This window comes from Mesorhizobium sp. ES1-3 (genome assembly GCF_020164795.1).
Lineage (GTDB): Bacteria > Pseudomonadota > Alphaproteobacteria > Rhizobiales > Rhizobiaceae > Mesorhizobium.
On record NZ_JAIUGW010000006.1, the window covers coordinates 155,161 to 174,188 of the forward strand.

Below are 19,028 nucleotides of genomic sequence, written 5' to 3' on the forward strand. Positions count from 1 at the left end.
AACACCTGTGGGTTAAGTTCACCCTAATTTAGTCGCCGGTTGACTGTCTTTGCCGGCGCAAGGCAAACTTGTCACTTGAGGGACAACGGGGGTTTTCATGAAGAGGACATATGAACGGCCGAAACTTGTGAAGCGCGAGAAGCTGTCGACTGTGACCGCATGTCCAACTCCGTCGCTTTGCCCGATTTAGGTCGGAACAAGATAACGCTGCCGCGCAACGTCAATGTTTGAGGTGGATCGTCACCCAGCCCTCGCGATGCAAGGTACTGACGTGGCGGAAATTCTGGCCGACATAGGCCGAGATGACCGCGTCGCGCTGGCGATCGAGAATCCCAGACAGCACGATCGAACCGCCAAGCGTGATGTGGCCCGCCATTTGCGGCGCCAGCCGCATCAGCGGCCGCGCCAATATGTTGGCGACGATGAGGTCGAAGGGGGAGCGCCTGGCGAAGATCGGGTGATGAAAGCCCGGCGCTGTCACCGTCTCGATCAGGCCTTTGACGTGGTTCAGCCGCGCATTGGCGGCGGCGACCTTGACCGCCACCGGATCGATGTCGGTGGCCAGAACCGGAATATGCGCCAGCTTGGCGACGGCGATCGCCAGCACCGCGCTGCCGGTGCCGAGGTCGAGCGCGTTGCGCGGACGCTCGCGCCGCACGACTTTCTCCAGCATTTCGAGGCATCCGGCGGTGGTGCCGTGATGGCCGGTGCCGAAGGCAAGACCCGCCTCGATCTCTATGGCCAGTTCGCCGCTGTGGCGCTTCCTGCTGTCATGCGCGCCATGGACGAAGAAACGGCCGGCGCGCACAGGCTTCAGGCCTTCCAGCGAACGTGCCACCCAGTCGATGTCGGGCAGCGCCTCGCGCTCGAGCGGTCTCGACAAAACGAGGCCGGCGAGAATGTCCTTCAGCCGCGCCTCGACGGCGTCGACGTCGCCATCGGCGTAGAGCGAGACCTCGTGGATGTCGGCGTCTTCGTCGACCTCCAGCACGGCGATCGGCAGGCCTTCATCCTCGAAGGCCGTTTCGAGTGCCGCGAAGATGCGCTCCGCCTCGATCTTTCCGGTGGTGAAGTGGAGCCGCGTCTGGGTCATGTGAATTTTGTCAGCCGTTCGCGGCGAGGCGCTTCAGCTTCTCGACGGCGGTGTCGGCGCTCTCGCCATAGGCGATCGTGCCGGCAAAGTCGCCCTTGGCGTTGAGCAGCAGCACCGAGGCGGTGTGGTCCATGGTGTAATCACCGTCGCCGGTATCGACCTTCTTCCAGTAGATGCCGAACGCCTTGGCCATGGCATGGACCTTGTCCGGGTCGCCGGTGATGCCGGTGATGCGGTCGGAGAAATTGCTGACATAGGCGTTCATGACCTGCGGTGTGTCACGCTCCGGGTCGACCGAGACGAAATAGGCATGCAGGTTCTTGCCGTTATCGCCGAGCGTCTTCAGCCAGCCGGCGAGTTCGAACAGCGTGGTCGGGCAGACTTCGGGGCAATGGGTGAAGCCGAAGAAAACGACGCTGGGCTGTCCCCGGAAAGCGGCCTCGGTGATCGGTGCGCCTTTCTGGTCGACCAGGGTGAACGCCGCGCCGAAAGGCTCGCCGCCATAGTGGCCGCGATACCAGTCGAAGGTCAGCCAGCCGATGCCGGCAGCCATCAGAACGAGAATGCCGACCAGGATAGAACGCATCATCAGAAATGTCCGTCTGTAATGTCATGGGACGCGCCGGCCAAAACGGTGCGCCTCTTGTTCGGCCACAGTCTTAGCGGTTCGACGGGGTACACGCAAAGATGCCGCGTTGACGCAACCGGCTGTGGTGTTGACGCATCTGCTTGCAAAGCCGAACAGTTCGCCCCACCTGAGACCGGCAACTCGAACCGAGGAGGCTTCTTTGCTCGAACTGATTGGGCTCGAACTGACTGGGCGGAAACTGATCGGCGGCGCGTTGGCGGCATTTATCGTGCTTGGCGCCGGTAGCGCCGTTGCCGAGGAAGTCGGCAAGGTCGGCGTCGACTGGGTCGGCAACGACATCATCATCGACGCGATCAAGGACCCGAAGGTGGATGGTGTGACCTGCCATGTCGCCTATTTCGACCGAAGCATCATCGACCGCCTGCACAAGGGCAATTGGTTCGAGGATCCCAGCGATTCCTCGATCTCGTGCCGTCAGACCGGGCCGATCACCATCGGCGACATCGACATGAGCGAGAGCGGCGAGGAGGTGTTCAAGCAAGGCCTCAGCCTGATCTGGAAGAAGCAGGTGGTGAACCGCATCTACGACAAGAAGAGCGAGACGCTGATTTATCTGTCGCACTCGCGCCAGGTGCAGAACGGCTCGGCCAAGATGTCGGTTACGACGGTGCCGCTCTACGGCCAGAACGTGGTGTGGAGCAAAGCCACGCCGAAATAGGCGGGTCGGACTCCTCCTGGTCCTGTTCCGACGGACGATTGGCCCCGCTTGCGGGACCAATCGTCCTGACGTAAAGCCGCCGGCATGGACCGTTCCGAAGATCTCGTTGCGAAAGACCCCGAGCCGCGTATCCATCCTACCGCGGAGATGAAGGGCTGCAAGCTTGGCCGCTATGCCGCGATCGGCGAACGCGTCGTGCTGCGCGAGGTCATCGTCGGCGATTTCTCCTATTTCGAACGCCATGCCGAGGCGATCTATACGACGATCGGCAAATTCTGCTCCATCGCCGCCAACAGCCGCATCAATGCGCTGGAGCATCCGATCGAGCGGCTGACCCAGCACAAGGTCAGCTATCGGCCGAACGAGTATTTCCGCTGGCTGGGCGTCGATGCCGCGTTCCGCGAGCGGCGGCGGTCGAAGGCCGTGACCATCGGCCATGATGTCTGGATCGGCCACGGCGCGGTCATCTTGCCTGGCATCGCCATCGGCAACGGCGCGGTCATTGGCGCCAATGCGGTGGTGACGCGTGACGTGCCGTCCTACACGATCGTCGCCGGCGTGCCGGCCAAACCGATCAGGCCGCGCTTCCCCGTGGCCGTCGCGGCCCGGATCGAGGCTCTCGCCTGGTGGGACTGGCCGGTCGAGAAACTCGCCAAAGCGGTTCCCGACATGCAGGCAATGCCGATCGAGGCCTTCCTCGACCGCTGGGAAAACGACGCCGTTTAATCTCCCGCAGAGAACGGTTTGGACCTGCCGTCACGGCCGTGCAGGGAACTATTCTTGGCGCTCTGTGAAATGAAACCCCTTCCGCCATGCGGGGATGGCGCGGCGGAAGGGGCTGGAGGTAAACCGCCGTGAAGCGGAAGGAACAGGCTCTTGCCTGCGCGGCTACCATGACATTGAACCGATAAGGTGTGTTTTGTGCCGAATGCGCGCGCCGCGTGCATTTAATTGCATCGGTTGTATTTTTTGCGCGCGGGAACCCGAATGGCTGCCGGTTGTTTCTTCCGGCGTACCGAACGGCGCGGCGCTGTTTTGAGGGAGCCCATGATCGAGAAGCTTTTCACCAAAATCGCCAACCGGGTAGCTCACCTTGCTGGCCTGTCGCCGACATTCGCAGTCTGCTGCCTGATCGTCGTCGTCTGGGGAGTAAGCGGGCCACTCTTCGCCTTCTCGGACACCTGGCAACTGGTGATCAACACCGGCACGACCATCATCACCTTCCTGATGGTGTTTCTCATTCAAAACACTCAGAATCGCGACGGCGCGGCGATCCAGGCCAAGCTCGACGAGCTGATACGGGTCGGCGCGGCCAAAAACACCTTCATCGGCATCGAGCACCTGACTGAAGCCGAGGTCCAGGAGATCCGCGCCAAATGCGAGCGGGCGGCGAAGCGGCATGACGAGAAAGTCGCGACCATAGCGGCCAAGAAGGCGGTTGCCCAGAAGCGGGGCGCGAAAAAGAGCGCGGCTTGAGGCTCAGTCTTTCATGAACGCCGCGAATGCATCCTTGTGGTCGGGATGCCAGCGCGACAGAGCAGGACGGTTTTCGATGATGTCGCCGATCGCCCAGGCCATGCGCTTTTCGTCCAGTGGCCGCGCCACCTCATTGTCGGGACACAGGATGTAGAAGTCACCCCTGACCAGCGATTCCAGCATGAAATCAATGACCTGCTCACCGGTCCAGGCGCTGGCGGGCTTTTCCGTCGCGCCTTCGGTCAGGCCGGTATAGGTGAAGCCGGGGATGAGCAGATGCGCCGACAGGCGGGCGCCGGGCTCGTTGCGCAGCGCATGCGCCAGGCCCTCGGTAAAGGTCTTCACGCCAGCCTTGGAAACGTTGTAGGCGAGGTTGCCAGGCGGCGTGGTGATGCCTTGCTTGGAGCCGGTGTTGACGATCAGGCCTGGCTTGGCTGACGCCAGCATGCGTGGCGCGAAGGCTTCTACGCCATGCACGACGCCCCAGAAATTGATATCGAGCAGCCGTTTCCAGCCGTCGCGGTTTTCCCAGGGTTTTCCCGGGTTGTCGCCGATGCCGGCATTGTTCATCAGCAGCGAGACCTCGCCGAAGGCGCCGAATGCCCGGTCGGCCAAACGATCGACCTCATCGGCCTTCGACACGTCCGATGCAACGGCAAGCACGGCGTCTTCGCCGGCGATCGCGGCAACGGCCCGCGAGGCATCGTCGAGGCGCGGGCCGCCAATGTCGGCGAGCACGATCTTCATGCCCATCAGCGCCAGCCGTTTGGCCGCCGCAAGGCCAATGCCGCTGGCGGCGCCGGTGATGACGACGGTATTGCCTTGGCCAAGCGCTGGCAGGGCGGTCTGGATCTCGGCGTCGGGGATCATCTGCGATGGCTTCCTTTTTCGATGGCGCCGAACTTAGCGCCGGAACGGGCTTGTGCAAGCCTCCGTCAGGCTTGTCGGGTTGACCACTCCGGTCGTGGCTGCGCATGCTGCGACGCCAAAAGGGAGATTTCCGATTGACGGATTGGGTTGCAATTCTGAAGGAGCAGACCGCCACCGGCGACCAGATGGGGCGCGAGGTGCCGCAGATGCTGGCCAACCCGGACATCAGCGAAGCTCAGGTGAAAACCTTGTTCTCCGAATTGGAAAAGCAAGCGGAATTCGTCGAGAAACTGCGCATGGCTCTGGAGAAGTTCGGCCATGATTTCTCGATCATCAAGTCGGCGGAGCGGCTGGAAGAGCGCTATGCCGATCTAGCTGCTTCGGTGGCGGAGAAGCTGAAGGCGATGCGTAAATAGAATTACTTCTCCAGGACCCGTGCAAAGCGCGTGTCCGGCACCAGCCAGACCAGGGCGACGGCAACATAGAGTGCGACGCCGATCCACCGGTCGAGGAAGGTCAGCCCAACGGCCGCTATGTAGATGGCAAGCGAAATCCTTCCCTTGCGGTCGCGGCCGATGGCCTTGGCGAATGCGGTATCCGGCCCATGCAGCCGATGCAGCGCAATGACCAGGATGAAGTAGGCGGTCGCACACATTGCAAGGTCGAAACCGTAGACCGCGACGGGAACCGTGGCGAAATGGTTCTCGCCCATGAAGGCGGTCGTCACCGGCATCAGGGACAGCCAGAACAACAGATGCAGGTTCGCCCACAGCACGCGGCCGTCGACACGCTGCACCGTGTGGAACATGTTGTGCAGATTGTTCCAGTAGAGGCCGACATTGATGAAGGAGAGCACGTAGCATAGGAAGATCGGCCACTGCGGCAGCAGCGCCGAAAAATCCTCGCCTTCCGGTACCTTCAACTCCAGCACCATGATGGTGATGATGATCGCCACCACGCCGTCGGTGAATGCCTCGACCCTGCCTTTGCCCATGATCAAAACCCGGTCCGCGATGAATTGCTGAAAGATAGTAAATCGTTAGCGGATGTTGGGGCGCCGATAAACAGTGCGAGGAAAATTCCTCAACAATAGGCCCGGTTTCCTGCAAGTAGGACTGATTGCATTTGATACGGCACAAGGGATGCCGTGATGGATCGGGGCCGCTGGCCCCGATCCGCAATTGTGAGATCATCGGCTTGCCTGATCGGGCAAGGCCCACCGTGGTGTCAGGAGCCTGGACGTTCACTGGAACGCCGGCGGTAAGGGTGCGTTAACCTCGCGATCCCTGAAACTGGTGACGAGGTTGGCGATGGCCTTTCGTGATTTGGCGCAAACTCAGAACGAGGCCGGCAACGTCCTCGCGATCCCGACTGTCGCGGCGATGATCGCGGTGCTGTTTGCCGGCAGCACGGCGCTGACGCCCCTCTATATCATCTACAAGCAGCAATTCGGCTTTTCGCAGATCACCTTGACGCTGATCTACGCGGTCTATGTTGTCGGCAATCTCGGCGCCTTGCTGGTGTTCGGTGGCGTGTCGGATGTGGTCGGACGCCGACCCGCAGCGCTGGCGGCGATGATCGTGGCCATTGTCAGCGCGCTTATCTTCCTGTTCGCCGGGAATGTCGTCTCGCTCGACGTGGCGCGCATCCTGAGCGGACTTGGCATCGGCATCGGCGCGGGGACGGGGACCGCCTGGATTGCCGAGCTTCTCCCCGCCCCCGACAAAGCGCGTGCCAGCGTCATCACTACAGGCACCAACTTTCTCGGTCTCGGTTTCGGGTCGTTGATATCGGGCCTGTTGGCTCAATACGAGCCCTGGCCGCTGCGGCTGGTCTTCATCATCTATCTCATGGTGCTCGCGGTGGTGGCGGTCCTGGTCTGGCGCACCCGTGAAACGGTGGCCAAGCCGGGTGGCCTCGGGCGGATTTCGATGCGGCCGCGCCTCTCCGTACCCCAGAAGATACGCACCCGCTTCGTCGCGCCGGCGGTGACCGGTTTCGGCGCGATGGCGTTGGTCGGCTTCTATGCCGCGGTGGCGCCGAGCATCCTGGCGCAGCAGCTGCACGAAACGAACCATGCCGTTGCCGGCGCACTGTTCTTTGAACTGGCGATCGTCGCGGCGGCCAGCATCGTGGTGCTGATGCGCGTGCAGAGCAGCAAGGCGATGCTGGCCGCCCTGGCCTTGATGATCCCGAGCGTGCTGCTGGTGGTGGCGGCGCAGATTCTGGCCTCGATGGCGCTGATGATCGTGGCGACGGCCTGCTGCGGTGTCGTGGCCGCACTCGGCTACCGAGGCGGCCTGCAGGTGGTGAACGAGATCGCGCCGCAGGACCGCCGTGCCGAGGTCGTATCCAGCTTCTTCGTCTGCTGCTTTGTCGGCAACGCCTTGCCTGTCATCGGCATCGGCGTCGTGTCGACCTATGCAAGCCCTGTCGCCGCGAGCCTGGCCTTCGCGGCCATGATCATCGTGTTCGCGCTGGTGGCGCTCGCCTTCGGGCTCAGACAAAGGCGCTGAGACAGCCGCGCCAGCATGCGTGCTTCAGCCGTTCGGCGTCTGAGGTGCCATGTTCGCGCGCTGGCGCGGCACGCCGAGCCCGGTGTCGGGCGGTTCTCCGGCCGCTGGCCTGTTCTCGATCATGTGCAAGGTGCGCCAGCCGCCGAAGCGGTAGTAGGCCGCGGCCAGGGCCAGCGAGGCGATCGAACCGGCCGGGAAACTCCACCACAGCGCCTCTTCGCCGATCACGCCGCGCATATAATAGGCAAAGCCGGTGCGCACGATGAGCACCGAGATCACCAGGATGATCAGCGGCGGCATCACGGCCCCCGTGGCGCGCACGGTGGCGAACAGCACGATGGTGATGCCGAACAGGATGAACGACCAGGACGCGACCGTGTTGATGTGGGCGGCAATGTCGATCGCTGCGCTGTCACTGCTCAGGAACAAGCTCAGGATCGAGCGGTCGAAGACCCATAGCAGCGCGACGAGAGCGCCGGTCAGGACGAGGTTGAAGCCGACGCCGGAAGCGGCAACGCGGCCGATCCGGTCCCAGCGGCCGGCACCGACATTCTGGGCCGCCATGGAAGAGACCGCGGCGCCGATCGCGAGCGCCGGCATCTGGATGTAGGTCCAGAGCTGCGCGGCGATGCCGTAGGCGGCGGCGACCTGCGAACCGTACGAATTGACGATGCCCATCACCGTCAGTGCCGCCGCCGAGATGACGATCATCTGCAGACCCATCGGCACCCCCTTGAAGACGACGATGCGCAGCAGCGCCGGATCCGGGCGCAGCAGGACGAGATTGGCGCCGGCCAGCCGCAACGGATGCTTGCGCGTGTAGAGCACGACGAGGATGGCGATGACACTGACGGTCTGACCGATCAGCGTCGAGGTGGCGGAACCGGCGATGCCGAGTTCGGGAAACGGGCCGATGCCGCGGATGAGCAAGGGATTGAGCGCGATGTCGAGAACGACCGCCAGTGCCATGAAGATGAAGGGCGTGCGTGAATCGCCGGCGCCGCGCAGCACGGTCATGACGAAGGACAGAAGGTTCATCATCGGCACGGCGACGAAGATGATGCGCAGGTAGGAGTGCGCGAGCGCCAAGGCGTCGGCCGGCGTGCCAAGTGCGCCCAGGATGGCATCGACCCAGATCCAGCCGCAGACCGCGAAGACCACCGAAACGAGGAAGAAGAAAGTGGCGCTGGTGCCGACGATGCGGCGCGCCTCGGGCAGGTCGCGGGCGCCGACCGACTGCGCCACCAGAATGGTGGCCGCCATGCCGATGCCGAACACAGTGCCGAGGATCAGGAACAGAACGAGATTGGCGTTGGATGTCGCGGTCAGCGCCGAGTCGCCGAGGAAGCGGCCCACCCAGACGGCATTGACCGAGCCGTTCAGCGATTGCAGCACGTTGGAGCCGAGCACCGGCAAGGCGAAGAGCAGCAGCGTGCGTGGGATCGGGCCGCTGGTCAGGTCGCCGGTGCGCCGACGCGCGGGCATTTTTTCGTCCATGGGCGATAAGGCCTATCTCGAGTCCGGTGCGCGATGATCGCATGATTCAACCGAACAGGTCGATGCGGGGGCGGGGAGCTTCGTGCGCGGTGTCGGCTGCCGGCAAGGTCATCGAGCAGGACGGCCGAACCGATCGATGCGGGCGTGCCGAAGGACGCCGAGTTCTTGAAGTGAGTCTTCACGACCTGCTCAGGCGGACGCGCCAGGCGCGCCCGCTTGTGCAGTGATCGTTACTTCTTGCCGAGGCCGGGCAGCGTGACCTGATAGACCAGGAACATGGTGTCGACATCGGCGCCGTCATCGGCCTTGTAGGGCGCGCCGACCTGGAATCCGTCCTGGGCGAGGAAGTCATTGTCGTTGGCGACGAACAGGAAATAGTCGTCGGGCTGCTTCGGGTCGAGGACGCTGGCAACCGACATCGCTTCCCATTTTTCCGAAAGCTCGTTGCGGTCCTTCGCCCCACCATTGTGCAGGCCGAAGCGGCCAAGCTGCGCGGCGTCGTTTATGTCGATGAACGGCGTCAGCTTGGCCGGCGTCACCGAGGGATCAAGCACGCCCTTGGGCGCCACCGGCTTGTCGGCCGCGTCGAAGGGGCCGCCCGCGATGTCGGTCGCGCCGGACACGTCGACGATGTTGATCTGGCGGTAGAGCGAAGCGTCACCCTTCTTCAGGCCCTGGCCGTTGCCGCTGTCGCGGGCCAGCATCAGGAAGGCCGTGTCGGAAAGCGCCATGATCTCGCTCTGCGCGGCGACCTTGGTCTTGCCCTTGGCATCCCTGAACACCGGCAGCGGCACGACATACTCATGCGCGAGCTTCAGATGGGCGAGGTCGGAGGCATCGTAGACCAGCGCCCGGGTGTTCTGCCGCGTCGCTGGGGAATCGCCGCCGTCCTGCCTCGGCGCCGACTGCAGCACGGCGATCAGGAACTTGCCGTCCGGCGTCATCGCCATGCCTTCGAGGCCCTGGTTGTTCTGGCGGCCGGTCTCGGGATCCTTCGGATCTGGATCGGCGGCACCGGGGCCGGGGTTGTCGGAGGAGAAATTCGGCGCTCCCTTGCGCATCGGCACGAGGGCTGCCGGCGGCTGGGTCGCCGACATCAGCCGGCCTTGCGCGGAGAACCTGTAGATGTTGGGGCCGTACTCGTCGGAGATGAACATCGAACCGTCGGGCAGCCGCGCGATGGCCTCGTTGTCGAGAGCGAGCTTGCCGTTGGTGGCGACGGGCAGCATCGGCATGTCGCTGGTGGCCGGGCGTACATCCGACAATGGATCGAGGCCGGTGGCATCGACGCCCTTGTCATCGGTGAGCAGTATCGTGTCGGCAAGCGTCGCCTTGACGCCCGCCTGCTCCTGGCCGGCGGCGGGAGCGGCGTCCGGCGCGACAGGCGTGAATTCGATGCCGATGGCGTTGAGGCGCGGCCGGTAGTCGGTGGTGCCGCCGACGTTGTAGCCACGGTCGGGCAGGAGCCAGAGCGACCCCTTGTAGGTACCCGCTTCATGCGTCCAGCCTGATGTGTCGATCGCCATGCCTGAGGCGGAGCCAAAGGTCTCGCCGAACTTGTCGCGCTGGTCGGCGGGGATGCGGCCGACGCCAACCAGGCCCTTGTTGACGTAAGCCACGCCGTCGGCAAGCGCCGGGGTGAGGGCGGTGAACAAGACCAGCGCGACGCCGAGCGAGGCGGTTCGGTGCAGGTGTTTCATGGACAATCCTCTTTGTGACGAAGCGTGCCGGAGCGGCCGAAGGACAAAAACGAAAAGAGGTGCCGCATCGACGATGCCGCGCGTGCCTCCCCGAAACCGATCTAAGGCGTGAACATGATGCTTGCGTGACAGTGCGCGAAGCGGGTCCGCCAGCGCACTAGACACATATGTCTAGTACGTATAGGGTGCCGCTTCGAACTCACCAGGAAGGAATCCTTGAGGCCGCCGCGTCGGCTTCGTCACCTCGGGCGGATTTGGCTACACGATCGGCAAGAGCGTCGCGCTGGCGTTGGTGGACGACGATTTCGCCGGGGAGGGGACGGCGCTTTGCGTGCACATTGTCGGCGTCGAGCGGACTGCGCGGGTCATCGCGGCCTCGCCCTATGATCCCCAGGGCAAGGCGATGCGGCAATGAGGAGGAGTTTCTGATGATCGATGACGCTGCACGAGACAGCAGGCGCGAACGCCGGCGCGGACGCATGGGCGAGGCCGGCAGCGAATCAAGCCGCAAGCCCAATTACCGGTCGCTGAAGAACCCGTTCCTGCCGCAGCCGATCTTTTCCGACGACCAGGTGGCGTCGATCCACGACACGGCGCTGCGCGTGCTGGAGGAGCTCGGCATCAAGGTGCTGTTGCCGCAGGCGCGCGAGGTGCTCGCCCGCGCCGGCGCGCTGGTCGATCCCGACACCGACATGGTGCGCATCGGCCGCGACATGGTGTTGGCCGCACTCGCCTCGGCGCCGCGATCGATCCAGGCCAATGCAGGCGCGCGTGCTCGCGATCTGTCGCTCGAACTGGGCTCGATGACGTTCCTGGCGGGCTCCGGCGCGCCCAACGTCACCGATCTCGACCGCGGCCGGCGGCCCGGAACGCTGGCCGCCTTCGAGGAACTCATCAAGCTGGTGCAACATTTTGATGTGTTGCACATGCTGGGGCCGTGCATCGAGCCGCAGGACATCGACAATCGCCTCCGCCACTATGCCGTCAACCGGGCGCAGCTGACGCTCTCCGACAAATTCCCGTTCGTGTTCGCACGCGGTACGCCGCAGGTCGATGACAGTTTCGAGATGATCAGGCTGGCCCGCGGGCTGTCCGAAGACGAGTTCCGCACGGGCGCGCATTGCTACACCGTCATCAACACCAACTCGCCGCGCCAGCTCGATATTCCGATGGCGCAAGGCATCATCGACTTCGCCAAGGCGGGCCAGGTCCTGATCATCACGCCGTTCTGCCTGGCCGGTGCGATGGCGCCGATCACGGTGGCCGGCGCCCTGACGTTGCAGCATGCCGAAGCGCTGGCCGGGCTGACGCTGGCGCAGATCGTGCGGCCGGGCGCGCCGGTGGTCTACGGTTCCTTCTCCTCCAATGTCGACATGAAATCCGGTGCACCCGCCTTCGGCACGCCGGAGCATGTCAAGGCCACGCTGGGTGCGGGCCAATTGGCGCGCTTCACCGGTCTGCCCTGGCGCTCGGGCGGCGGCAGCGCGGCCAACATTTCGGACGCGCAGGCCGCGCACGAGACGCAGTTCGCGCTATGGGGCTCGGTGCTGTCGGGCGCCACCGTCTGCATCCATGCGGCCGGCTGGCTGGAAGGGGGCTTGAGTGTTTCCCTGGAAAAGCTGGTCACCGACATCGAGGCGCTGCAGACGGTCGCGGAACTTTGTGCCGCGACCCCCGGCGACGACGACGCAATAGGCTTCGAGGCGATCGCCGAAGTGCAGCCGGGCGGCCACTTCTTCTCGGCCGGCCACACCATGGCGCGCTACCGCACCGCCTTCTACGAGCCGCTGGTGGCCGACTGGTCGAATTTCGGCAACTGGACGCAAAGCGGCTCGAAGAACGCGACCGAACGCGCCACCGGCATCTGGAAGCGCATCCTTGCCGATTTCGAGCCGCCGGCAGCGGCCGCCGCCACGTCAGGCGTGCTCGACGCATTCATCGCGCGGCGCACGGAAGAGGGCGGCGCGGCGCCGGTTTCGTGAGATAGCTCGCAGATCCATCGTCCAGAATTGTGGCCGCGATCCCGGAACCCGCGGCGCGTCCCACGCATTCATGGAAGCGGGCCAATGCCTGGCTCCATTCGCGAGCCGTCGAGGGAGGACGACATGGGTTTCGACCAGTATCACGAACCGCCGGAAGAACTGTCGCAGGAAGTGCGGACCTTTGCCCGCATGATCACCTCGCTGATCGAGGAGGCGGAAGCGATCAGCTGGTACGAACAGCGCATGTCGGTGGAGAAGGACCCGCAGGCCAAGGCGATCATGAAGAACGCGCAGAGCGAGGAGTTCAAGCATTTCGGCATGGACCTGGAATTCCTGCTGCGCCAGAAGACGGACTGGCGCGTGGAACTGAAGGAAATCCTGTTTACGACAGGGGATATCGTGAAGGCTGGGGAGAAGGGCGAGAAGAAGGTGGATTGAGGCGGAAAGCCGGCTTTCCGAGGCCAGCCGCATTCAACTCACACCGCCGCGACAAACCCGTCCAGCACGCGCTTCTGGCCGGCCTTGTCGAAGTCGATCGTCAGCTTGTTGCCTTCGATGGCCGCGATGTTGCCGTTGCCGAATTTCTGGTGGAAGACGCGGTCGCCGACGTTGAAGGCCGACGGCGTGTCGGAGACGGATTTGGCGACCAGTTCGCCGTCGATGGTGCGGCCCTTCACGCTGGTGCGGCCGGCGCCGTAGCCGGAGTCTGTTTCGCCATAGCCGATGCGCTCGACCTGATGGCCCGAGCGCGTGCCCCAATTGCGGTCGGTCGCCTCGGTGCGGTTGGCCTGTGCGCGCTGCCAGCCCGGCGTCGAATAGGTGTTGGAGAAGGCGCCGGATTTTTCCGTGTTGGCACCAACATTGTCGAAGCGCGAGGCGCCGTAGGGGTTCTGTCTTCCTGCCCCCTGGCCGCCGCGGCCGGACGCGAACGAGCCGCCGCCATAGGGATTGCCGTAGCCGCCGTAGGAGTTGCCGGCTTCGGCGACCTCGACATGGGCTTCCGGGAGTTCCTCGAGGAAGCGTGACGGGATGGTCGATTGCCACAGGCCGTGGATGAGGCGATTGGAGACGAACCAGATATGCAGATTCTTCTTGGCCCGCGTCAGGCCGACATAGGCGAGCCGCCGCTCTTCTTCGAGCCCGGAACGGCCACCTTCGTCCAGCGCACGCTGGTGAGGAAAGAGGCCTTCCTCCCAGCCGGGCAGGAACACGGTCTCGAATTCGAGGCCTTTGGCCGAGTGCAGCGTCATGATGGAAACGGCGTCTTGTCCGGCGTTCTGCTCGGCATCCATGACCAGCGCGACATGTTCGAGGAAGGAGCGCAGCGACTCGTACTGCTCCATGGAGCGAATCAGTTCCTTCAGGTTCTCCAGCCGGCCGGGCGCCTCGACCGAACGGTCGTTCTTCCACATGTCGGTGTAGCCGCTCTCTTCGAGAATGGTCTCGGCGAGCTCGGTGTGCGGCGTGGTTTCCAGCGCCTTCTGCCAGCGCTCGAAATTGGCCGCCACCTCGCGCAACGCGGCGCGCGGCTTCGGCTTCAACTCGTCGCTTTCGGCGAGATTGCCGGCGGCTTCCAGCATGGGGATGCGCAGGGCGCGGGCCGTGTCGTGGATCTGGCGGATGGTGGCTTCGCCCAGACCGCGCTTCGGCACGTTGACGATGCGCTCGAAGGCGAGGTCGTCGGCGCCTTGCGCGACGACGCGGAAGAAGGCCATCGCGTCGCGGATTTCCATGCGCTCGTAGAAACGCGGGCCGCCGATGACGCGGTAGTTGAGGCCGAGCGTGGTGAAGCGCTCCTCGAAGGCGCGCATCTGGAAGGACGCGCGGACGAGGATCGCCATGTCGTTCAAATTATGCTTCTGGCGCTGGTAGGCCTCGATGGTCTCGCCGATGGCGCGGGCTTCTTCCTCCGAATCCCAAGCGGCATGCACGTTGACCTTGCCGTCTTCCGGATCGTTGCGGTCAGTGAACAGCGTCTTGCCGAAACGGCCCTCATTATAGGCGATGAGGTGGGAGGCGGCGCCCAGTATGTGCGCGGTCGAGCGGTAATTGCGCTCCAGCCGGATGATGGTGGAGCCGGGAAAATCCTTGTCGAAGCGCAGGATGTTGTCGACCTCGGCACCGCGCCAGCCATAGATCGACTGGTCGTCGTCGCCGACGCAGCAGATGTTTACGGTGGCGCGGGCTTCGGCCGAAGAGCGCCCAATCTCCCCCCATGTGGGGGAGATGTCGCCGGAGGCGACAGAGGGGGGCGCTGTCCCGCCGGCCTGTCGGTGCGAGGCGCCCCCCTCTGTCCTGCCGGACATCTCCCCCTCAAGGGGGGAGATCGGCTTGCCTTGCGGCCTTTGCGCCAAAAGCCGCAGCCACATGTACTGGGCGGTATTGGTGTCCTGGTACTCGTCGACGAGGATGTATTTGAAGCGCCGGTGATAGTCCTTCAGCACATCGGGATTGGCGCGGAAGATGCGGATCGGGTGGCAGAGCAGGTCGCCGAAGTCGCAGGCGTTCAGCGTCTGCAGGCGCTCCTGATAGGCCTTGTAGAGCTCGCGGCCCTTGCCGTTGGCGAAGCTGCGCGCATCGCCCTCGGCGATGTCGACCGGACCCTGGCCCTTGTTCTTCCAGCCGTCGATCATCTGGGCGAACTGCTTTGCGGGCCAGCGCTTGTCGTCCAGCCCCTCGGCCTGGATCAGCTGCTTGATCAGCCGCACGACGTCGTCGGTGTCGAGGATCGTGAAGTCGGATCTCAGGCCGGCAAGCTCGGCGTGGCGGCGCAGCAGCTTCACGCCGATCGAGTGGAAGGTGCCGAGCCACGGCATGCCTTCGACATTGCCTTCGCCGATCAGGATGCCGATGCGCTGCTTCATCTCGCGCGCGGCCTTGTTGGTGAAGGTCACTGCCAGGATCTGCGACGGGAAGGCCTTGCCGGTGGCGAGGATGTGGGCGATGCGGGTGGTCAGCACGCGGGTCTTGCCGGTGCCGGCGCCGGCAAGCACCAGAACAGGGCCTTCGGTGGTCTCCACCGCCAGCCGCTGCTCGGGGTTAAGCCCCCGGAGATAGTCCGGCGCATTGTTTTGACCGCCGCGGGCAGCCATGGCGCGCGCGGCAATGCCCGACGGGGCCGTGGGCCGCGCATCGGGTTCGTCGAAAAAGGGCATGTCTTCGGAAAAGCCGGACATCGCCCCCGAATGTAGTGATTCGGCAGCGAAAGACCAGAACTGTCTACGTTTTGTTCCGGTAAAGTGCCTGATACGACCAGTTGAGCGACATGGCAGCCGGCGTTGTGAACAAACGAGGGTTGCTGCCGCGGACCCATGGCCAACGCTTGACAGGCGCGGCGGTCGGGAGAAAGTTGCGTAGGGGGCGGCACGCAATGCCGGGTTGCCCAGGGCCGCCACCATGCGCGCAACAGTCGAAGGAGTATCATCTTGGCTGTCACCATCACCTCCCTCATCCTCTTCCTCATTGGCCTGGCACTTGGCGCCGGCGGTATCTGGTTGGCTTCGCTGGGCGGCAGCTGGTACTACATCATTGTCGGCCTCGCCTTCCTGATCGCCGCCTGGCTGCTCTACCGGCGCCGTTCCACTGCGCTCTGGCTCTATGCGGCGATCGTGCTCGGCACGCTGGCCTGGGCGGTCTGGGAGACCGGTTTCGACTGGTGGGAGCTCGGCCCGCGCGGCGGCATCATCGTGCTGGTGGCGCTGTGGCTGCTGACGCCGTGGGCGCGGCGCGGCCTTGCCGGGCCGGACGGGCGCGCGCCTCTGATCCTTGCCGTGCTGGCATCGCTGGCGGTGGCCGGCTATTCGATGACCGCAGATCCGAAGGATATCGCCGGCGCGCTCGATACCGACAAGGTGATCGCCAACGCCAATCTCGGCGGCGATGTGCCGGCGGGCGAATGGCATTATTACGGGCGCACGCAGTTCGGCCAGCGCTATTCGCCGCTCGACCAGATCACGCCGGACAATGTCGCCGACCTGAAGCCGGCCTGGACCTACCGCACCGGCGACGTGAAGGGACCGGACGATGTCGGCGAGACCACCTACCAGGTGACGCCGCTCAAAATTGGCGACACGCTCTATATCTGCACGCCGCACAATTTCGCCATCGCCGTCGATGCCGCGACCGGCAAGGAGAAGTGGCGCTACGATCCCAAGATCAAGCTCGACAAGGATCGCCAGCACCAGACTTGCCGCGGCGTCTCCTATTATGCCGATGCCGCGGGCGCCGCCGGCCAGCCCTGCGCGGCGCGCGTCTACCTGCCGACCTCGGATGCGCGGCTGATCGCGCTCGATGCCGCCAACGGGCAGGTTTGCCCGGCCTTTGCCGAGGCCGGCACGCTCAATCTGTTGACGAACATGCCGTATCCCAAGTCGGGCTATTATTACTCGACTTCGGCGCCGCTGATCGCGGGCGGTAAGATCATCGTCGGCGGCGCGGTCAACGACAATTATTCGACGCAGGAGCCGTCCGGCGTCATCCGCGCCTATGATGCGAGCACCGGCAAGCTGCTGTGGAACTGGGATTCCGGCAATCCGGACCAGACGACGCCGCTGGCGGCCGGCCAGACCTACACCGCCAACTCGCCCAATATGTGGTCGACGCCGAGCGCCGACGAGAAGCTCGGCCTGCTTTACGTGCCGCTCGGCAACCAGACGCCGGACCAGCTCGGCACGGGCCGCAGCGCCAATGTCGAAAAATTCTCCTCCTCGATCACGGCGCTCGATCTCAACACCGGGCAGTTGAAATGGGTTCGGCAGACCGTGCACCATGACCTCTGGGACATGGACGTGCCGGCCCAGCCGAGCCTGATCGACATCACCAAGGCCGACGGTTCCGTGGTGCCCGCGCTGGTTGGGCCGACCAAGCAGGGCGACCTCTATGCGCTCGACCGGCGCACCGGCGAGCCGGTCATCCCCGTCAAGGAGGTGCCGGCACCGGGCGGAGCTATCGAGGGCGACCACACATCGCCGACGCAGCCGGCATCCGACCTTTCCTTCAACCCGCCGCCGCTGACCGAGGCCGATATGTGGGGCATCACCATGTTCGACCAGCTGGCCTGCCGGATCGCGCTCCACAAACTGCGCTATGAAGGCCGCTACACGCCGCCCTCGCTGCAGGGATCGCTGATCTATCCCGGCAATTTCGGCACTTTCAACTGGGGTGGCGTGGCGGTCGATCCGGTGCGACAGGTGATGTTCGGCATGCCGACCTATCTCGCCTTCACGTCGCGGCTTGTGCCCCGCGCGGACGTGCCGCCCCCGGGCGACGCCAAGGGCAGCGAGCAGGGGCTGAACCGCAACGAAGGCGCGCCCTACGCGGTGGTGATGGGACCGTTCCTGTCGCCGCTGGGCATTCCGTGCCAGGCGCCGCCATGGGGCTATGTCGCGGGCGTGGACCTGAGGACCGGCACGATTGCCTACAAGCACCGCAACGGCACCGTCTACGATATGACGCCGCTGCCGTTGCCGCTGAAGGTCGGGGTGCCCGGCATTGGCGGGCCGATGATCACCGCCGGCGGTGTCGCCTTCCTGGGTGCCGCCGTCGACGACTATCTGCGCGCCTACGATCTGACATCGGGCAAGCAGCTCTGGCGGGCGCGGCTGCCGGCCGGCGGGCAATCGACGCCGATGACCTATACGGTCGCGGACGGGCGCCAGTTCGTGGTCATCGTCGCCGGCGGCCACGGCTCGATTGGCACCAAGCCGGGCGACTATGTGATGGCCTACGCGCTGCCGAAATAGGGGCAAGATTCTGGCTGGATGGGTGACCCGCCAGGTTTGCAATTCCGGCAACTTTGGCGCCGCCCCTCATCGCCCTGCCGGGCACTTCTCCCCGTATAGGGACGGGGAGAAGGACGCGTCATCGATGGCTTCGGCAATCGCCGGCGTTGCAGGAATGGCGCAGCGCTGAAGTTGCCTCTTCTCCCCGTCCCTTACGGGGAGAAGGTGGCGGCAGCCGGATGAGGGGCGGCGCTAACCATGGTCAGTAAAGAGTCGCAATGCGGCACGCCCTCCCGCCAGCGACTGCCGGTTGGCCGTGCCTCTCTAGAGCGGTTCAGCGCTTGATAGAATCGCCGAACCGCTCTAACTCTTTGTTTTTACGCAATTTCGGACGGAAAACCGCTACGCACTTTTCCTGGAATTGCTCTAGCCGAGCCCCAGATGGCTCTTCAGGCTAGGCACCGAGCCGAGCACCTGGTTGGTCAAATCGGGGCCGGCGGCGGCCTCGGCCTGTTGGACGAGCGTCTCGCCGGCCTTCTGGATCTGCGCCATGTCGAGGCCGGAGGCCTTGAGCGCGGCGAGGCCGTTGACCAGCGCACCCGCCTTTTCGCCGAGCACGCCGCCAAGCGCGCCCTGCAGCGACGACAGGAAGCCGCCGCCGCCGGCCGGGGCGGCCATGACGTCATATTGGTGCGCGAGGTCGTCGGCGCCGGGGATCTTGGCGAAAAACGAAGACGCGCTTGTGCCTTCGGCTTCATGCTCCAGCACAGAGAAGATGGTGCCGACGACTTTCTCAGTCGTTGCCTGGTCGAGGCCCGCCTTCTGCGAGACGGAGTTGATGATATCCTGGATGTTCATGGTCTCACC

16 protein-coding genes and 1 pseudogene are annotated in these 19,028 nt (G+C 64.4%); 9 read left to right on the top strand and 8 right to left on the bottom strand.

Annotated elements, in window-relative coordinates; genetic code table 11:
• Nucleotides 1–220 precede the first annotated feature (220 nt).
• Nucleotides 221–1,093 (bottom strand): 50S ribosomal protein L11 methyltransferase, encoded by an 873-nt coding sequence (locus tag LB536_RS11785; protein WP_224592221.1) that lies wholly within the window; start codon nt 1,091–1,093, stop codon nt 221–223.
• Between the two features lie 10 nt (nt 1,094–1,103).
• Complete coding sequence (locus tag LB536_RS11790) at nt 1,104–1,682, bottom strand: SCO family protein (RefSeq protein WP_140758141.1); 579 nt, start codon at nt 1,680–1,682, stop codon at nt 1,104–1,106.
• 199 nt (nt 1,683–1,881) lie between these two features.
• Between LB536_RS11790 and LB536_RS11795 the strand changes: the two genes are divergently transcribed.
• From LB536_RS11795 to LB536_RS11805, 3 genes are all read left to right on the top strand, one after another.
• Nucleotides 1,882–2,400, top strand: coding sequence for a CreA family protein (locus LB536_RS11795; RefSeq protein ID WP_140758140.1), 519 nt, complete (start codon nt 1,882–1,884; stop codon nt 2,398–2,400).
• 84 nt (nt 2,401–2,484) lie between these two features.
• Nucleotides 2,485–3,126 carry a DapH/DapD/GlmU-related protein gene (locus tag LB536_RS11800; protein WP_140758139.1) on the top strand — a complete coding sequence of 214 codons (642 nt, stop codon included), beginning with the start codon at nt 2,485–2,487 and terminating at the stop codon, nt 3,124–3,126.
• A 321-nt stretch (nt 3,127–3,447) separates the two neighbouring features.
• Nucleotides 3,448–3,876, top strand: a complete 429-nt coding sequence (locus tag LB536_RS11805; protein WP_224592492.1) for a low affinity iron permease family protein — start codon at nt 3,448–3,450, stop codon at nt 3,874–3,876.
• A gap of 3 nt (nt 3,877–3,879) precedes the next feature.
• On the opposite strand, the gene LB536_RS11810 is transcribed toward LB536_RS11805, so the two are convergent.
• Entirely contained in the window at nt 3,880–4,746 is an 867-nt protein-coding gene (locus LB536_RS11810; RefSeq protein ID WP_224592224.1) for an SDR family NAD(P)-dependent oxidoreductase, read from the bottom strand.
• A 134-nt stretch (nt 4,747–4,880) separates the two neighbouring features.
• Between LB536_RS11810 and LB536_RS11815 the strand changes: the two genes are divergently transcribed.
• A complete protein-coding gene (locus tag LB536_RS11815; protein WP_224592226.1) occupies nt 4,881–5,162 on the top strand; it encodes a hypothetical protein in 282 nt (93 codons plus the stop codon).
• 2 nt (nt 5,163–5,164) lie between these two features.
• Here LB536_RS11815 and LB536_RS11820 read toward each other — a convergent pair whose 3' ends face one another.
• Nucleotides 5,165–5,740 carry a TMEM175 family protein gene (locus LB536_RS11820; RefSeq protein ID WP_224592228.1) on the bottom strand — a complete coding sequence of 192 codons (576 nt, stop codon included), beginning with the start codon at nt 5,738–5,740 and terminating at the stop codon, nt 5,165–5,167.
• Between the two features lie 316 nt (nt 5,741–6,056).
• Here LB536_RS11820 and LB536_RS11825 point away from each other — a divergent pair, with 316 nt between their 5' ends.
• On the top strand, nt 6,057–7,262 hold the full coding sequence (locus LB536_RS11825; RefSeq protein WP_224592231.1) for an MFS transporter: 1,206 nt from the start codon (nt 6,057–6,059) through the stop codon (nt 7,260–7,262).
• Nucleotides 7,263–7,286: 24 nt separating this feature from the next.
• Here LB536_RS11825 and LB536_RS11830 read toward each other — a convergent pair whose 3' ends face one another.
• Nucleotides 7,287–8,747, bottom strand: coding sequence for an MATE family efflux transporter (locus LB536_RS11830; RefSeq protein ID WP_224592232.1), 1,461 nt, complete (start codon nt 8,745–8,747; stop codon nt 7,287–7,289).
• 242 nt (nt 8,748–8,989) lie between these two features.
• Nucleotides 8,990–10,459, bottom strand: coding sequence for an esterase-like activity of phytase family protein (locus LB536_RS11835; protein ID WP_224592234.1), 1,470 nt, complete (start codon nt 10,457–10,459; stop codon nt 8,990–8,992).
• 220 nt (nt 10,460–10,679) lie between these two features.
• On the opposite strand from LB536_RS11835, the pseudogene LB536_RS11840 reads away from it, so the two are divergent.
• The 3 genes and pseudogenes from LB536_RS11840 to LB536_RS11850 form a co-directional block, all read left to right on the top strand.
• A pseudogene (locus LB536_RS11840) lies at nt 10,680–10,874 on the top strand (glycine cleavage T C-terminal barrel domain-containing protein); the annotation flags it as partial.
• Nucleotides 10,875–10,887: 13 nt separating this feature from the next.
• A complete protein-coding gene (locus LB536_RS11845; RefSeq protein WP_224592236.1) occupies nt 10,888–12,441 on the top strand; it encodes a trimethylamine methyltransferase family protein in 1,554 nt (517 codons plus the stop codon).
• 123 nt (nt 12,442–12,564) lie between these two features.
• Nucleotides 12,565–12,879 carry a hypothetical protein gene (locus LB536_RS11850; RefSeq protein ID WP_149902611.1) on the top strand — a complete coding sequence of 105 codons (315 nt, stop codon included), beginning with the start codon at nt 12,565–12,567 and terminating at the stop codon, nt 12,877–12,879.
• 38 nt (nt 12,880–12,917) lie between these two features.
• Here LB536_RS11850 and LB536_RS11855 read toward each other — a convergent pair whose 3' ends face one another.
• A complete protein-coding gene (locus tag LB536_RS11855) occupies nt 12,918–15,617 on the bottom strand; it encodes an ATP-dependent helicase (RefSeq protein ID WP_224592238.1) in 2,700 nt (899 codons plus the stop codon).
• A gap of 249 nt (nt 15,618–15,866) precedes the next feature.
• Between LB536_RS11855 and LB536_RS11860 the strand changes: the two genes are divergently transcribed.
• Nucleotides 15,867–18,182, top strand: coding sequence for a glucose/quinate/shikimate family membrane-bound PQQ-dependent dehydrogenase (locus tag LB536_RS11860; protein WP_224592241.1), 2,316 nt, complete (start codon nt 15,867–15,869; stop codon nt 18,180–18,182).
• A 405-nt stretch (nt 18,183–18,587) separates the two neighbouring features.
• Here the strand turns inward: LB536_RS11860 and LB536_RS11865 are convergent, their stop codons facing one another.
• Complete coding sequence (locus LB536_RS11865; protein ID WP_224592244.1) at nt 18,588–19,019, bottom strand: hypothetical protein; 432 nt, start codon at nt 19,017–19,019, stop codon at nt 18,588–18,590.
• Nucleotides 19,020–19,028 lie beyond the last annotated feature (9 nt).

Excerpts from the sequence above, each read along its gene's own strand:
- LB536_RS11800 (WP_140758139.1), top strand. The coding sequence starts at position 2,485 with ATGGACCGTTCCGAAGATCTCGTTGCGAAAGACCCCGAGCCGCGTATC.
- LB536_RS11785 (WP_224592221.1), bottom strand. The coding sequence starts at position 1,093 with ATGACCCAGACGCGGCTCCACTTCACCACCGGAAAGATCGAGGCGGAG.
- LB536_RS11825 (WP_224592231.1), top strand. The coding sequence starts at position 6,057 with ATGGCCTTTCGTGATTTGGCGCAAACTCAGAACGAGGCCGGCAACGTC.
- LB536_RS11830 (WP_224592232.1), bottom strand. The coding sequence starts at position 8,747 with ATGCCCGCGCGTCGGCGCACCGGCGACCTGACCAGCGGCCCGATCCCA.
- LB536_RS11850 (WP_149902611.1), top strand. The coding sequence starts at position 12,565 with ATGGGTTTCGACCAGTATCACGAACCGCCGGAAGAACTGTCGCAGGAA.
- LB536_RS11855 (WP_224592238.1), bottom strand. The coding sequence starts at position 15,617 with ATGTCCGGCTTTTCCGAAGACATGCCCTTTTTCGACGAACCCGATGCG.
- LB536_RS11865 (WP_224592244.1), bottom strand. The coding sequence starts at position 19,019 with ATGAACATCCAGGATATCATCAACTCCGTCTCGCAGAAGGCGGGCCTC.
- LB536_RS11835 (WP_224592234.1), bottom strand. The coding sequence starts at position 10,459 with ATGAAACACCTGCACCGAACCGCCTCGCTCGGCGTCGCGCTGGTCTTG.
- LB536_RS11805 (WP_224592492.1), top strand. The coding sequence starts at position 3,448 with ATGATCGAGAAGCTTTTCACCAAAATCGCCAACCGGGTAGCTCACCTT.
- LB536_RS11845 (WP_224592236.1), top strand. The coding sequence starts at position 10,888 with ATGATCGATGACGCTGCACGAGACAGCAGGCGCGAACGCCGGCGCGGA.
- LB536_RS11790 (WP_140758141.1), bottom strand. The coding sequence starts at position 1,682 with ATGATGCGTTCTATCCTGGTCGGCATTCTCGTTCTGATGGCTGCCGGC.
- LB536_RS11820 (WP_224592228.1), bottom strand. The coding sequence starts at position 5,740 with ATGGGCAAAGGCAGGGTCGAGGCATTCACCGACGGCGTGGTGGCGATC.
- LB536_RS11810 (WP_224592224.1), bottom strand. The coding sequence starts at position 4,746 with ATGATCCCCGACGCCGAGATCCAGACCGCCCTGCCAGCGCTTGGCCAA.